The sequence below is a fragment of the Streptomyces sp. NPDC087300 genome (assembly GCF_044744425.1).
In the GTDB taxonomy this organism is placed as follows: Bacteria; Actinomycetota; Actinomycetes; order Streptomycetales; family Streptomycetaceae; genus Streptomyces.
Window position 1 is genome coordinate 519,385 of sequence record NZ_JBIUYI010000007.1, and the last position, 13,647, is coordinate 533,031.

At 71.3% G+C, this 13,647-nt stretch carries 12 protein-coding genes; 6 read left to right on the forward strand and 6 right to left on the reverse strand.

The annotated features are described in order from the left end of the window. Positions 1–3: 3 nt before the first annotated feature. The gene (locus ACIO9J_RS30635; protein WP_402006682.1) at positions 4–1,188 is read left to right on the forward strand and encodes a dipeptidase; all 1,185 of its coding nucleotides are present in this window, start codon (positions 4–6) and stop codon (positions 1,186–1,188) included. Positions 1,189–1,383: 195 nt separating this feature from the next. Here the strand turns inward: ACIO9J_RS30635 and ACIO9J_RS30640 are convergent, their stop codons facing one another. Further along, positions 1,384–2,541, reverse strand: coding sequence for an acyl-CoA dehydrogenase (locus ACIO9J_RS30640; protein WP_402006685.1), 1,158 nt, complete (start codon positions 2,539–2,541; stop codon positions 1,384–1,386). A gap of 177 nt (positions 2,542–2,718) precedes the next feature. Between ACIO9J_RS30640 and ACIO9J_RS30645 the strand changes: the two genes are divergently transcribed. After that, positions 2,719–4,062, forward strand: a complete 1,344-nt coding sequence (locus ACIO9J_RS30645; protein ID WP_402006688.1) for a UDP-glucose dehydrogenase family protein — start codon at positions 2,719–2,721, stop codon at positions 4,060–4,062. Between the two features lie 307 nt (positions 4,063–4,369). Here the strand turns inward: ACIO9J_RS30645 and ACIO9J_RS30650 are convergent, their stop codons facing one another. Next, the gene (locus tag ACIO9J_RS30650; RefSeq protein WP_402006691.1) at positions 4,370–4,876 is read right to left on the reverse strand and encodes a CGNR zinc finger domain-containing protein; all 507 of its coding nucleotides are present in this window, start codon (positions 4,874–4,876) and stop codon (positions 4,370–4,372) included. Positions 4,877–4,967: 91 nt separating this feature from the next. Here ACIO9J_RS30650 and ACIO9J_RS30655 point away from each other — a divergent pair, with 91 nt between their 5' ends. Then, on the forward strand, positions 4,968–5,336 hold the full coding sequence (locus ACIO9J_RS30655) for a VOC family protein (protein ID WP_402006694.1): 369 nt from the start codon (positions 4,968–4,970) through the stop codon (positions 5,334–5,336). 30 nt (positions 5,337–5,366) lie between these two features. Next, the gene (locus ACIO9J_RS30660; protein ID WP_402006697.1) at positions 5,367–5,789 is read left to right on the forward strand and encodes a VOC family protein; all 423 of its coding nucleotides are present in this window, start codon (positions 5,367–5,369) and stop codon (positions 5,787–5,789) included. Positions 5,790–5,802: 13 nt separating this feature from the next. On the opposite strand, the gene ACIO9J_RS30665 is transcribed toward ACIO9J_RS30660, so the two are convergent. Together ACIO9J_RS30665 and ACIO9J_RS30670 are read right to left on the reverse strand one after the other, a co-directional pair. Then, positions 5,803–6,921: a dipeptidase gene (locus ACIO9J_RS30665; RefSeq protein ID WP_402006700.1), complete on the reverse strand. Its 1,119-nt coding sequence runs from the start codon at positions 6,919–6,921 to the stop codon at positions 5,803–5,805. Between the two features lie 221 nt (positions 6,922–7,142). Further along, positions 7,143–8,501: an LCP family protein gene (locus tag ACIO9J_RS30670; protein ID WP_402006703.1), complete on the reverse strand. Its 1,359-nt coding sequence runs from the start codon at positions 8,499–8,501 to the stop codon at positions 7,143–7,145. Between the two features lie 127 nt (positions 8,502–8,628). On the opposite strand from ACIO9J_RS30670, the gene ACIO9J_RS30675 reads away from it, so the two are divergent. Further along, the gene (locus tag ACIO9J_RS30675) at positions 8,629–9,177 is read left to right on the forward strand and encodes an acyl-CoA thioesterase (protein ID WP_402006706.1); all 549 of its coding nucleotides are present in this window, start codon (positions 8,629–8,631) and stop codon (positions 9,175–9,177) included. 30 nt (positions 9,178–9,207) lie between these two features. On the opposite strand, the gene ACIO9J_RS30680 is transcribed toward ACIO9J_RS30675, so the two are convergent. After that, positions 9,208–10,578 (reverse strand): LCP family protein, encoded by a 1,371-nt coding sequence (locus ACIO9J_RS30680; protein ID WP_402006709.1) that lies wholly within the window; start codon positions 10,576–10,578, stop codon positions 9,208–9,210. Between the two features lie 257 nt (positions 10,579–10,835). Here ACIO9J_RS30680 and ACIO9J_RS30685 point away from each other — a divergent pair, with 257 nt between their 5' ends. Continuing rightward, positions 10,836–11,873 (forward strand): glycosyltransferase family 2 protein, encoded by a 1,038-nt coding sequence (locus ACIO9J_RS30685; RefSeq protein WP_402006712.1) that lies wholly within the window; start codon positions 10,836–10,838, stop codon positions 11,871–11,873. Between the two features lie 85 nt (positions 11,874–11,958). Here ACIO9J_RS30685 and ACIO9J_RS30690 read toward each other — a convergent pair whose 3' ends face one another. Continuing rightward, complete coding sequence (locus ACIO9J_RS30690; RefSeq protein ID WP_402006715.1) at positions 11,959–13,635, reverse strand: LCP family protein; 1,677 nt, start codon at positions 13,633–13,635, stop codon at positions 11,959–11,961. Between the last annotated feature and the right edge of the window lie 12 nt (positions 13,636–13,647).

Sequence of the window (13,647 nt, forward strand, 5' to 3'; positions counted from 1 at the left end):
CGCATGACGTCCCTCGAACAAGCGCGCGCCATCCTCGCCGACTTCCCGGTCGTCGACGGCCACAACGACCTGCCGTGGGCCCTCCGTGAGAAGGCGGGCTACGACATCGACAAGCTCGACATCGCCACGGACCAGCGCGGCAGTCTGCACACGGACATCGCCCGGCTGCGGTCGGGCGGCGTCGGCGCGCAGTTCTGGTCGGTGTACGTCCGCACGGACATGGCGGGCGACGCGGCGGTCAGCGCCACGCTCGAACAGATCGACTGCGTCGACCAGTTGCTCACCCGCTACCCGGCGGACCTGGCCCGCGCGCTGACGGCCGCGGACATGGAGAAGGTCCGCGCGGAGGGCCGCATCGCGTCCCTCATGGGCGCCGAGGGCGGCCACTCCATCAACAACTCGCTGGCCACGCTGCGGGCGCTGCACACGCTCGGCGTCCGCTACATGACCCTCACGCACAACGACAACATCGCGTGGGCGGACTCGGCGACGGACGAGCCCGGGGTCGGCGGCCTCTCGCCGTTCGGCCACGAGGTCGTACGCGAGATGAACCGCGTGGGCATGCTGGTGGACCTCTCGCACGTCGCGGCGACGACGATGCGGGCGGCGCTGGACACGTCCGAGGCGCCGGTGATCTTCTCCCACTCCTCCTCGCGCGCGGTCTGCGACCACCCGCGCAACATCCCTGACGACGTCCTGGAGCGCCTTCCCGCCAACGGCGGCGTCGCGATGGCGACGTTCGTGCCGAAGTTCGTGCTCCAGGCGGCGGTCGACTGGACGCTCGCCGCCGACGAGAACATGCGGGCCAACGGCTTCCACCACCTGGACACGACGCCCGCGGCGATGAAGGTGCACGAGGCCTTCGAGGCGACGACCCCGCGCCCGATCGCCACGGCCGCCACGGTCGCCGACCACCTCGACCACATGCGCGAGGTCGCGGGCGTCGACCACATCGGCATCGGCGGCGACTACGACGGCACGGCGTTCACGCCGTCCGGCCTGGACGACGTGGCGGGCTACCCGAACCTGATCGCGGAGCTCATCGAGCGCGGCTGGTCCCGCACCGATCTCGCCAAGCTGACGTGGCAGAACGCGGTCCGCGTCCTGGGCGCGGCGGAGGACGTCTCCCGCGACATCAGCGCCCGCCGGGGCCCGTCGGTGGCGACGCTGGAACAACTGGACGCCTGAGGCAGGGGCGCCCCGTCAGGGGCGCGGGGAACTGCGCGAGCAACCAAGAACAGAGCCGCACCCGCGTGGCAACCGCCGCAGGCAGACGCGGCTGCGGGTCCGTCGTGGCCGAGCGCGCAGTTCCCCGCGCCCCTAAAGACGGTGGCCTCTCCCTGACTTCAGGGAGAGGCCACCGTCACCGCTCAAGCGCCGCCGCTACGGAAGGTTGCGGGCCATCACGATCCGCTGGACCTGGTTCGTGCCCTCGTAGATCTGCGTGATCTTGGCGTCGCGCATCATCCGCTCGACGGGGTAGTCCCGGGTGTACCCGTACCCACCGAGGAGCTGCACCGCGTCCGTGGTGACCTCCATCGCCACGTCGGAGGCGAAGCACTTGGCGGCCGCGCCCTGGAAGGTGAGGTCCTTGTCGCCGCGCTCCGACTTCGCCGCGGCGGCGTACGTCAGCTGGCGGGCGGCCTCGATCTTCATCGCCATGTCCGCGAGCATGAACTGGATGCCCTGGAAGTCGGCGATCGGCTTGCCGAACTGCTTGCGCTCCTTGACGTACCCCTTGGCGTAGTCGAGGGCGCCCTGCGCGATGCCGAGGGCCTGCGCCGCGATCGTGATGCGGGTGTGGTCCAGGGTCTTCATGGCGGTCGCGAAGCCCGTGCCCTCCTCGCCGATCATGCGGTCGGCGGGGATACGGACGTTGTCGAGGTAGACCTCGCGGGTGGGGGAGCCCTTGATGCCGAGCTTCTTCTCCGGGGCGCCGAAGGAGACGCCCTCGTCGCCCTTCTCGACGACGAACGCCGAGATTCCCTTGGAGCGCTTCTCCGGGTCGGTGACGGCCATGACCGTGTAGTACTCGGACTCGCCCGCGTTGGTGATCCAGCGCTTGACGCCGTTGAGCACCCACGAGTCGCCGTCGCGTACGGCCTTGGTCTTCATGCCCGCCGCGTCCGAACCGGCGTCCGGCTCGGAGAGGCAGTACGAGAACATGCCCTCGCCCTTGGCGAGCGGCGTCATGTACTTCTTCTTCAGCTCCTCGGAGCCGGACAGGATGACCGGCAGCGAGCCCAGCTTGTTCACGGCGGGGATGAGCGAGGACGAGGCGCAGACCCGCGCCACCTCCTCGATCACGATGACGGTGGCGAGCGCGTCGGCGCCCGCTCCGCCGAAGCTCTCCGGTACGTGCACCGCGTGCAGGTCGTTGGCGACCAGCGCGTCCAGTGCCTCCCGCGGGAAGCGGGCCTCCTCGTCCACCGCGGCGGCGAACGGCGCGATCTTCGCCTCGGCCAGCGAACGGATCGCGTCGCGGAGCATGTCGTGCTCCTCGGACGGGCGGTACAGGTCGAAATCAGCCGATCCGGCCAAGGTCTCTCACGCTCCAAGGACGCTAATTACCGTTAAGTAACCCAAATTTTAGGCGCCTGCTCAGCAGAGGGATACGTGAGCTTGGCGACAGCGGGAAACGTGCCCTGTGAGAGCGCCCGCCATGCCCGACTATGCTCGGGCAGCGCAATCGCCGCCTGTTCACCTCTGGAGCTCCGCATGGCCCCCAAGATCACCGTGATCGGCACCGGATACCTCGGGGCCACCCACGCCGCGGCCATGGCCGAGCTGGGCTTCGAGGTCCTCGGCCTCGATGTCGTCCCCGAGAAGATCGAGATGCTCCAGCGGGGCGAGGTCCCGATGTACGAGCCGGGGCTCGAAGAGCTCCTGCGCAAGCACGTCGCCGGGATCGAGGGCGCCAGCGGGCGGCTGCGCTTCACGATGGACTGGGCCGAGATCGCCGAGTTCGGCGACGTCCACTTCGTCTGCGTGAACACCCCGCAGAAGCACGGCGAGTACGCGTGCGACATGAGCTACGTCGACAGTGCCGTCGAGTCCCTCGCCAAGCACCTGACCAAGCCGTGCCTGGTCGTCGGCAAGTCCACCGTGCCGGTCGGCAGCGCGGCCCGCCTCGCCGCGCGCATCCTCGAACTCGCCCCGGCGGGCGCCGCGGCCGAGCTGGCCTGGAACCCGGAGTTCCTGCGCGAGGGCTTCGCCGTCAAGGACACCCTGCACCCCGACCGCATCGTCGTCGGCGTGGGCAGCGAGGGCGCCGAGAAGCAGCTCCGCGAGGTGTACGCGACGCCGATCGCCGAGGGCTCGCCCTTCGTGGTCACCGACTTCCCGACGGCCGAGCTGGTGAAGACCTCCGCCAACTCCTTCCTCGCCACGAAGATCTCCTTCATCAACGCGATGGCCGAGGTGTGCGAGGCGGCCGGCGGCGACGTCGTGAAGCTCGCGGAGGCGCTCGGGCACGACGACCGGATCGGCAAGAAGTTCCTGCGGGCCGGGATCGGCTTCGGCGGCGGCTGCCTGCCCAAGGACATCCGCGCCTTCATGGCCCGCGCGGGCGAGCTCGGCGCCGACCAGGCGCTGACGTTCCTGCGCGAGATCGACTCCATCAACATGCGCCGCCGCGGCCAGATGGTCGAGATGGCCCGCGAGGCGCTCGGCGGCGGGTCCTTCCTGGGCAAGCGGGTCGCGGTGCTCGGCGCCACGTTCAAGCCGGACTCGGACGACGTCCGCGACTCGCCCGCGCTGAACGTCGCGGGCCAGATCCACCTCCAGGGCGGCCAGGTCACCGTCTACGACCCCAAGGGCATGGCCAACGCGCGCCGCCTCTTCCCCACCCTCGGCTACGCGGAGACCGCGCTGGACGCGGTCAGGGGAGCGGACGTCGTCCTGCACCTCACGGAGTGGAGCGAGTTCCGCGAACTCGACGCGGCGGAGCTCGGCGCCGTGACGACGTCACCGGTCATCCTGGACGGCCGCAACGCGCTCGACCCCGCGGTGTGGCGCGCGGCCGGCTGGACGTACCGGGCGATGGGCAGGCCTGCGGCCTAGCCACTCCGCCGGGGGTGCCTCGTTCTGTGGTTCGTGGCCTGCGGCTCGCCTGTGGTTGCTCGCGCAGTTCCCCGCGCCCCTGACGGGGCCCGGCTGCGGGCGGGGAGGGGCTTTGGGGGCGCGGGGAACTGCGCGACCGGCCCCGGCGGGCCCGCGCCCGGAGGTGGGGCAGGCCCCGTCGCGGGCAGGCGTTGTTTGGGGGCGCGGGGAACTGCGCGACCAGCCCCGGCGGGCCCGCACCCGGAAGTGGGGCAAGCCCCGTCGCGGGCAGGCGTCGTCGCCCGGAGCCACGTCACACGGAATCCGCTCAAGCCCGGCGCAGCCGATACGCCCGCATCTTGGCCCGCGACCCACACACCCCCATGTCACACCACCGGCCCCGCCCGGCAGGGCTGCGGTCGTAGTACGCCCAGTGGCAGTCCGGCGCCTCGCACGCCTTGAGGCGCCCCCAGGTGCCCGCGGTGAGCCCCTCGGCGATCGCCGACGCCACCCGTGCGACCAGTGACGAGGCGTCCGCGGGGGCCAGCGACGCGGCGCCCGACGCCGCGTCCACCGTCACCAACAGCGGCCCCGCCGCCAGGAGTTGGCACAGGTCGGCCACCGGCCCGTGCGGCCCGTGCCCGGCGTGGGCGAGGCAGGCCGCCCGCAGGGCCTCGCGGAGTTCGCGGGCCGCCGCCACCCCGTCCGGCGCGATGCCGAACGCGCGCAGCCCCTCCGCCGTGTCCAGCGCGTCCGCGCCCGACTCCAGGTCCAGCGTGTTCACCAGGCGCTGGACCAGCGCGAGCCCGCCCGGCGCGGGCGCCCTGTCCGTCATGCTTGCGACGTTACCGCTTCTGCGGGACCATGGAGTAACCGTTACCGGTTGAGCGCCTCAGCCGGTAAGCCCCCGGAAGACCGGAGGAACCATGCCCACCGCCGAGCTCCGCGCCATGGCCCTGGACTGCCGCGACCACCTCGCCCTCGCGGAGTTCTACGCCGCGATCATCGGCGGCACTCCCGTCCGGTACGAGGAGGAGCCGGACTGGATCGAGCTGAAGAGCCACGAGGGCACGATCCTCGCGTTCCAGCGGTCCCCCGGCCACGTACCGCCGAAGTGGCCGTCCTCCGACGGCTCGCAGCAGATGCACCTGGACCTCACGGTGGCGGACGTCGACGCCGCGGAGAAGCAGGTCCTCGCCCTCGGCGCCACCCTCCTCGACGCCGGGCCCCCGGACCGCACCTGGCGCGTGTACGCCGATCCCGCGGGGCACCCGTTCTGCCTCTGCGCCCGCTGAGCCCGCCGAGCCCCCGAGAAGGAGCGAGACATGACCGCCACCGAGAACGCCGACGGCACCACCCGCCCCGTCGCACGCCTGCGCACCGTCGTCCTCGACTGTCCGGATCCGCGCGGGCTCGCCGAGTTCTACGCACGGATCATCGGCGGCACCATCGAGGAGGAGGACACGGGCGACTGGGTCGATCTCCTGGCCGAGGGGCGCGTGCGGGTCTCGTTCCAGCGGGCGGAAGGGCTGCGCCCGCCGGACTGGCCGCGCTCCGACGCCAACGGCCAGCAGATCCACCTCGACCTGGACGCGGGAAGCACCGACGCGGAGATGGACGCCGCCCAGGCGAAGGTGCTCGCGCTCGGCGCGCGCCCCCTCGACCTGGACGACGACGGCGGCAAGCGCGACTTCCGCGTCTACGCCGACCCCGCGGGGCACCCGTTCTGCCTCTGCAAGATCCCCTGACCGTCCGGCGGGCCTACCCGTCGAGCAGCTCTATCGTCGCCGTGGACGCCGCCCTGCGCTCCCGTGCCGCCCGCGCGGTGAAGTCGGCGCCGCGCAGCGCCCGTTGGGCATTGCCCCAGGTGAACTGCGCCAACTCGGCCTCGGACCAGTCGCGTTCGATGAGCTCGGCGATCAGCAGCGGATAGCACGAGGGGTCGGCGAGGCCGTCCGGATGCACGACCGAGGTGTCGTACGCACCGGAGAGACCGACGCACTCGGGACCCGCGATCCGGCGCACGTGGTCGAGGTGGTCCGCCACCTCGCGCACCGAGGAGCCGGTCCGCTCGGCGGCCAGCGGCACCAGGCACAGGCCCTTGGCGGCGCCCACCTCGGCGAGCAGCTCGTCGGTCAGGTTGGCCGGGTGGTCGCGCACGGCGCGCGCCCCGGAGCGGGTGAAGATCACCGGGGACTTGGAGACGGCGATGACCCGGTGGGCCGTCGCCTCGGAGGCGCCGGAGAGGTCCGCGATGACCCCGAGCCTGTTCATCTCCCGCACGACCTCCTCGCCGAACGTGCTCAGCCCGTCCGCGCCCGCCCACGACGTGCCGGACAGGGTGACCGCGCACAGGCCCAGGCTGTGCAGCGCGCGGAGCGTGCCCAGCGAGTCGCCGAGCGCGGCGCCGCAGGCCGGGCCGATCAGGGTGGCGATGCGCCCGCAGTTGCGGGCGTCGACGGTCTCCGAGGCGTTGTGGGCGAGCCGCAGCCCCTCGGGATGAGCGGCGACGACGTGCTTGACGAGGTCGATCTGCTCCAGGGTCGCGCTGACCGCGCGGTCGGCGTGCAGCGCCTCCGGCACGTGCACGGACCAGAACTGTGCCCCGACGCGGCCCTCGCGCAGCCGCGGCAGATCGCTCTCCAGGCCGCTGTCGCCGGTCTCGAAGTCGTACCAGGGCAGCTCGCGCAGCGCCCAGGGCAGTCCGCTGTAGCCGTCCGCGACGGGGTGCGCGGCCAGCAGCGAGCGGGCCCGTGCGGCCGGGGCCGCGACGGGCGGGGGAAGGGGGTCGTGGGCGGGTGGTGGCTCGGGCGGAGCTGGGGGACTGTCGGCCTCCCCGGCCTCGGCGGTGGTGTTGAGTTCCTCCAGCAGGTCTGCCATGGCAGTGCTCCGGATGTCGGCGAAGGCAGTTCGGACCACCGTGACACGGGTCTTGCGCGGCTTCGCGGCGGGCGAAGCGTTCGGGGGTATACGACGGCGTGTCGCGCCGCGCGAGGGCTCGGGGGAGGTATGCGGGCGGGTACGCGTGAGGGCCCCGCCGACCGGATCGGCGGGGCCCTCACGTCGTACGCCTCGAAGGGAGGTGTCGGGGGAAGGTGTCCTCAGTTGCCCGAGACCGTCACCTTCTCGTCGTTGTTCAGCTCCTTCACCAGCGTCTTGACCTTGGCCTTGTCCCAGAGCAGGTTGCCGCCAGTGGAGCCCGCGATCGGGATGTTCATGGACGTGCCGTCGCCACCGGTGATGCCCTTCATCGCCCAGAACATCGAGCCCACGTCGGTGATGCCCATGTCCTTGTCGACGACCAGCGTGTCCAGGCCCGCGCCCATCGTGGGGTAGAGCTTGAACGGGTTCAGAATCGTGCCTGGCGTCGCCACCTGGTGGGCCAGGGCCGCGAGGAACTTCTGCTGGTTCTTCGTACGGTCCAGGTCGCTGCTGAACGCGTGCCGGGTACGGACGAAGGCGAGGGCCTCCTGGCCGTTGAGCGTCTGCTTGCCGGCCTTGAAGTCGGCGCCCGACCACTTGTCCTTGAAGGCCTTGGGGATGTCCATCTCGACGCCGCCGACCGAGTCCACGATCTTGGCGAAGCCGCCGAAGCCGATCTCGGCGTAGTGGTCGATCTTCAGGCCGGTGTTGTACTCGACGGTCCGCACGAGCAGCTCGGGGCCGTCCTCCGCGTACGCGGCGTTCAGCTTCGTCTGGCGGCCCTGGTTCGGGTAGAGCTTGCCGGACTCGGCGCCCTTGAAGGAGGGGATCGTGACGTTCGAGTCGCGGGGCAGCGAGATCATCGTGTTCCCGCCGTCGTCCGCGACGTGCAGGATCATCATCGAGTCCGTGCGCTTGCCCTCGGCCGAGCCCGTGTGGAGCTTCTTCTTCTCCTCGGCGGACATGCCCTCGCGGCTGTCGGAGCCGACGATCAGGTAGTTCGTGCCCGCGCCGCCCTCGGGGCGCTCGATGACCTTGGAGAGGTCGACCTCGCGCTTGAGCTTGCTGTCGGCCCAGAAGTACGTCACGACGGACGTCACCACGAGCACGGTGACGAGGGTGATCGCGCCCCACTTGATCCGCTTGCGCCAGTTCGGCGCGGGACGCGGGGCGCGCGGCGGCTGCCCCTCGCCGTTGCCGCCACCCGGGCCCCCGCCACTCGGCTGGCCGTACACCTGTCCGGTGTTGTAGCCGCTGTCGTACCCCTGGCTTCGCCCGTAGGGGTCCTGGCGCGGGGTGCGCGGCTCGAAGACCTCGTCACGGGCGTCGCCGTAGGGCTGTCCGTTCCCGTACTGCGGGTCCCCGTACCCGTCGTCGTAGCCGGGCTGCGGCGGGACGCCGCCCGGCGGCGGTCCGGCCGGACGGGACGTCTGGCCGCGCTGCACATGCCGCATCACGCGGGCGCCGTCCGGCTGTGCGTCCCCGCTGCCGCGGCCGTATCGCCGGCCGCCCCCCTGATCGTCAGGCCAATCGCTCATGTGGTTAGTGTGCCGCCTCGCACGGTGTGCCTTACAAGAGCGGTCGGGATTTCGGGCCAGTGCTGTTGCAGAGCTGATGCAAACCACCGGGGAGGGGTCGGACATATGTCCGGCATAGGGTGGAGGGATGACAGACCAGGCTCCCAGACCGGAATCAGATATTCCGGGCAAGCCGACTTCCGCGTCCCGCACCACCCTCAGCCACATCATGACGCACAACGACACCAACCTCCTCGGCACGGTGCACGGTGGCGTGATCATGAAGCTCGTGGACGACGCGGCGGGTGCCGTCGCGGGACGCCACTCCGGCGGGCCCGCGGTCACCGCGTCCATGGACGAGATGGCCTTCCTCGAACCGGTCCGCGTCGGCGACCTCGTCCATGTGAAGGCCCAGGTCAACTGGACGGGCCGCAGCTCCATGGAGGTCGGCGTACGGGTCCTCGCCGAGCGCTGGAACGAGTCGACGCCCGCCCAGCAGGTCGGCTCCGCCTATCTCGTCTTCGCCGCCGTCGACGCGGACGGCAAGCCGCGCACGGTCCCCCCGGTGCTGACCGAGACGGACCGCGACCGCCGCCGCTACCAGGAGGCCCAGATCCGCCGCACGCACCGCCTCGCGCGGCGCCGGGCGATCAAGGAGCTCCGGGAGGCGCGGGCGGCCGAGGGCTTCGAGGACTGAGGCCCGCCGGGGCCGGTCCCCGCGCCCGTCCTACGGGCAGACGACCTGGTCTCCGGTGAGCGCGCCGAACTCGCCCTGATAGGCGTCCTCGGCCCGTACCTGCCGCACCGCCCTGTAGTCCTGCCCCGCGATCACCTTCAGGGTCGAGCCCTGGCCCTTGACCTTGCGCAGCTCGCACCCCGGCAGGGCGGTGGCCAGGGCCTTCGCCGAGCGGTCCCAGCGCGGGTCGTAGGCGACGACGGTCCGCTCGGCGGGCTTCTCCTTGGCGCCCGGCACGTTCCCCGGCGCCCCGGTGGTGCGGAACCCGGTCGTCCGCAGCGCGGAGTCGACCCGCTTGCCGAGGCCGGGGGTGCCCGCGCCGTTGTCCACCTGGACCCGGATCTGCTCCGGCGATACGCCCACCAGCGCGGCCTTCGCCCTGTTGTGGTGCGCGGCGAGCGGCCGGTCCTCGCGCAGCGCCTTGAAGAGCTTCTTGGACTTGGCCTTCTGCCACTTCAGCGTCGAGCCGATGCCGGGGATGCTCTTGCCCCTGGCGCTCAGCGGCACGGTGGTGAACTCCGACGACGACGGCGAGAAGCCCCGCATCGCCCGCCCCAGGTCCAGCATCTCGCCCGTGCCGAAGCCCTTGTCCGCCCGCACCGAGCCGAGCAGCGTGCGCGTCACGTCGCGGAACTTGACCGGGTTCAGGAGCACGCCGCTGCCCGTGGCCTTCGCGATGAGCGCCGCGAGGAAGCGCTGCTGGCGCTGCATGCGGCCCAGGTCGGACGCGCCGTCGACATAGCGCGAGCGGACGTACTGGAGCGCCTCGCCGCCGTTCAGGTCGTGCGTGCCGACCGACAGGTCGAGCCCGGTGTGCGAGTCCTTGAGCGGCCGCGCGGTGCAGATCTCCACGCCGCCGAGCACGTCCACCGTCTTCATGAAGCTGGTGAAGTCGACCTCCAGATAGTGGTCGATCTTGACCTTCGTCATGTGCTCGACGGTGCGCACCGTGAGGTTGGGCCCGCCCTCCGCGTACGCCGCGTTGATCTTGTTGGCGTGCTCGTGGTGCTTCTCGCCGGTGGTCTGGTCGGTGTGCGCGGGCAGCTCGGCGTAGGAGTCCCTGGGCAGGCTGACCACGCTGGCGCGGTCCCTGTCCTCCGAGATGTGCACGATCATGATCGTGTCCGTGCAGTGGCAGGGCGCGCCGCCGAGGCGGTACTTCTGCTTCTCCGCGGGGCTGATCTTGTCGCGCCCGTCGGTGCCGACGAGCAGCACGTTCATGCCGTTGCCGGGCGCGGGCCTGTTCTTCATGTCCTTGAAGGCGTCGACCCGCTTGATGCCGGTGTCGAGGCTGGTGACGACGCCGTGCCCGATGCCGGCCGCGGCGAGGACCGTCACGGAGAACGTGGTAGCCACCCGCATGGCCCAGCGGGGCCGCTTCCCCCGCCCTGTCGGCTTACGAGCGGACTTTCGGGCCGGTGGACGCGGACGCGGTGAGCGGGCGGGGGAGCGGGGCGGTGTGGGCACGAGGGGGGACACCTCCGCGGCGACGGGCCTGGTCTTGGGGGTGGGTGACGGGCCAGGGACCCGAGAAACGTAAGGCCATACGAAATGCGGCCCGGGGTAGCGACCCCGGCGGCGCGCGCCCGTGTCCCCCGTTCGCGGTAACGTGACGCGTGATGAACGCGAAGTCTGAGGTGCAGCCTCCCGCCGTCTCTGTGATCATGCCCGTCCTCAACGAGGAGCGGCACCTGCGCGAGGCGGTGCACGCGATCCTGGAGCAGGAGTACGCGGGCGAGATGGAGGTCGTCGTCGCGCTCGGCCCCTCCACCGACCGCACGGACGAGATCGCCGCCGAACTGGTGCGCGAAGACCCCCGGGTCCACACGGTCCCCAATCCGACGGGCCGCACCCCCGCGGCGCTGAACGCCGCGATCAAGGCGTCCCGTCACCCGGTCGTGGTGCGCGTGGACGGCCACGCGGCGCTCTCGCCCGGCTACATCACGACCGCCGTGCGCCTCCTGGAGGAGACCGGCGCGATGAACGTCGGCGGCATCATGCACGCCGAGGGCCAGAACGACTGGGAGCACGCGGTCGCCGCCGCCATGACCTCGAAGATCGGCGTGGGCAACGCCGCCTTCCACACCGGGGGCGAGGCCCAGCGGGCCGAGACGGTCTACCTCGGCGTCTTCCGCCGCGAGGCCCTGGAGCAGCAGGGCGGCTACAACGTGGAGTTCATCCGCGCCCAGGACTGGGAGCTGAACTTCCGCATCCGTGAGGCCGGCGGTCTGATCTGGTTCTCGCCCGAGCTGAAGGTCTCCTACCGCCCGCGCCCGAGCGTGAAGGCGCTCGCCAAGCAGTACAAGGACTACGGCCGCTGGCGCCACGTCGTCGCCCGCTACCACGAGGGCTCGATCAACCTGCGCTACCTCGCGCCGCCGACCGCGGTCTGCGCGATCGCCGCGGGCCTGGTCGTGGGCGCGGCCCTCACGCCGTGGGGCCTGGTGATCCCGGCCGGCTACCTCGCGGCCATCGCCGCCGGTTCCGTCCCCGCGGGCAAGGGCCTGCCGCTCAAGGCCAGGCTCCAGATCCCGGTGGCCCTCGCGACCATGCACATGTCGTGGGGCTGGGGCTTCCTGACCAGCCCGCGCGCGCTGGCCAAGAAGGTCATCGCCTCGCGCCGCCCGGCCGTCATGGGGGAGACCCAGGAGGTCTGAGCGGCGACTTCGGACGTCTTGTGAGACATGACTTCGGGGCACCGGCCGAGAGCGGCGGGTGCCCCGAAGTCGTCCGTACCGACCGCTACCAGGTGAAGTTCGGGTCGACCTTCATGCACGCCTTCTTGTCGGACCCGCTGAGCGCGTCCGCCGAGTCCGGCGTCTTGTCGTCCTTCTTCTTCGGCTTGGGCGGTACGTCACCCTCGCGCCAGTCGGCGCCGACGACCAGCGTCACCCCGGAGACGTCCGTCGACTTCTTCACCGAACTCAGCGGCAGGCCCAGGGACTTGGCGACCCGCTGGGCGTCGCCCTCCAGGTCCACGCTCGGGAAGCGCACGACCGTCCGCGCCTCGGCCACCGACGTCGTCTGGTCCGGGGCGGTCTTGGTGAAGCCCTTGCCCGCGAGGAGCTGCGCCACCGTGCTCGCGCGGCCGGGGACCGGGGCGAGTTCGGCGGTGCGCGTGCCGTTCTGCACCTGCAACGCGATCTTGTCGTCCGCGGCCGGCGGGTCGTCCGAGAGCTTCTCCTCGGCGTGCTTCTTCTTCTTGCCCTTGCCGTCCAGCGGGATGTCGTCGCGGACCAGGCGGAAGAGCTGCTCCGCGTCGCCGGGCTTGGGGACGACGCGCTCGCCGGCGTAGTCGAACGGCATGGTCGTCATCGTCGTGCGCTCCGGCGAGACCTTCTTGAGCTCGTTGCCCAGGTCGTACAGCTTCTTGGGGCTGCCGAGGCCGTCGTCGACCGTGAGCGCGCTTGTCGCTTCCTCGGCGAGCTTGCGCAGCTCGTTGGGGCTGGTCAGGCTGGTGTTCTCGCGGAGCTTGCGGACCAGCGCGTTCATGTACATGTGCTGGGCCTTGGCGCGGCTGATGTCGGTGCCGCCCTCGAAGCCGTAGCGGGTGCGCAGCCACTGCAGGGCCTGCTTGCCCTTGACCTCCGTGGTGCCCTTCTTCAGCTTCAGGCCCGAGCCCTTGCCCGCGCTGGTGCGCGAGTGGATGTTCTTGTCCACGCAGACCGGTACGCCGCCGATGGCGTCGGCCATGGAGACCACACCCGCGAAGTCGACCATCATGAAGTGGTCGATGTGGATGTTGGTGAGCTTCTCCCAGGTGGCGACCGTGCAGCCGGGTCCGCCGCGGCCGAGCGACTCGTTCGTCATGAACTTCGGGCCGGTCTGCGGATAGACCTTGCCGCCGTCCGGGTCGGTGCACTTGGGGATCTGGAGCAGGGTGTCGCGCGGCATGCTGACCACGGACATGTTGCTGCGGTCTGCCGATACGTGAAGGAGCATCTGGACGTCCGCGAGCGGCGGTGCGCCGAAGGTCTCCTTGGCGCCGCCGAGCTTCTGGTTCGCCTTGGAGTCCCGCGCGTCCGAGCCGATGAGCAGGATGTTCAGCGGGGTCTGACCTGCCGCGTTGGGCGTGGGAGCCGGGGCCTTGTGCTCGCCCAGGTTCAGGTCGTCCGTCTCCAGGTTGTCGGCCAGGTGCCGGTAGTACAGGTATCCGGCGCCGGCCGTGCCAAGTATCAGTACGGCGAGGACCGTTGCCGACCAGCGCAGTATTCCGCGCTTGCGGCGCGGCGGGCGCCCCCCGCCGCCTCCGCCGCGCCGGTGCCGATGGCGGCTGGTGCCCGGCGAGGAATCGCCGCCGCCGTCCGGGGGCTCCCCGGGGCGCTCCTCGCTCTCGTGCGGGCCCTCGTCCCAGCCGTGATCACTTGCGTGCGGGGCGCGTTGTCGCGCCCCCTCCTCACGCACGCTCTTCTGCCTCATCCCCATGCCCCT

Excerpts from the sequence above, each read along its gene's own strand:
- ACIO9J_RS30635 (WP_402006682.1), top strand. The coding sequence starts at position 4 with ATGACGTCCCTCGAACAAGCGCGCGCCATCCTCGCCGACTTCCCGGTC.
- ACIO9J_RS30645 (WP_402006688.1), top strand. The coding sequence starts at position 2,719 with ATGGCCCCCAAGATCACCGTGATCGGCACCGGATACCTCGGGGCCACC.
- ACIO9J_RS30650 (WP_402006691.1), bottom strand. The coding sequence starts at position 4,876 with ATGACGGACAGGGCGCCCGCGCCGGGCGGGCTCGCGCTGGTCCAGCGC.
- ACIO9J_RS30655 (WP_402006694.1), top strand. The coding sequence starts at position 4,968 with ATGCCCACCGCCGAGCTCCGCGCCATGGCCCTGGACTGCCGCGACCAC.
- ACIO9J_RS30660 (WP_402006697.1), top strand. The coding sequence starts at position 5,367 with ATGACCGCCACCGAGAACGCCGACGGCACCACCCGCCCCGTCGCACGC.
- ACIO9J_RS30665 (WP_402006700.1), bottom strand. The coding sequence starts at position 6,921 with ATGGCAGACCTGCTGGAGGAACTCAACACCACCGCCGAGGCCGGGGAG.
- ACIO9J_RS30670 (WP_402006703.1), bottom strand. The coding sequence starts at position 8,501 with ATGAGCGATTGGCCTGACGATCAGGGGGGCGGCCGGCGATACGGCCGC.
- ACIO9J_RS30675 (WP_402006706.1), top strand. The coding sequence starts at position 8,629 with ATGACAGACCAGGCTCCCAGACCGGAATCAGATATTCCGGGCAAGCCG.
- ACIO9J_RS30680 (WP_402006709.1), bottom strand. The coding sequence starts at position 10,578 with ATGCGGGTGGCTACCACGTTCTCCGTGACGGTCCTCGCCGCGGCCGGC.
- ACIO9J_RS30685 (WP_402006712.1), top strand. The coding sequence starts at position 10,836 with ATGAACGCGAAGTCTGAGGTGCAGCCTCCCGCCGTCTCTGTGATCATG.
- ACIO9J_RS30690 (WP_402006715.1), bottom strand. The coding sequence starts at position 13,635 with ATGAGGCAGAAGAGCGTGCGTGAGGAGGGGGCGCGACAACGCGCCCCG.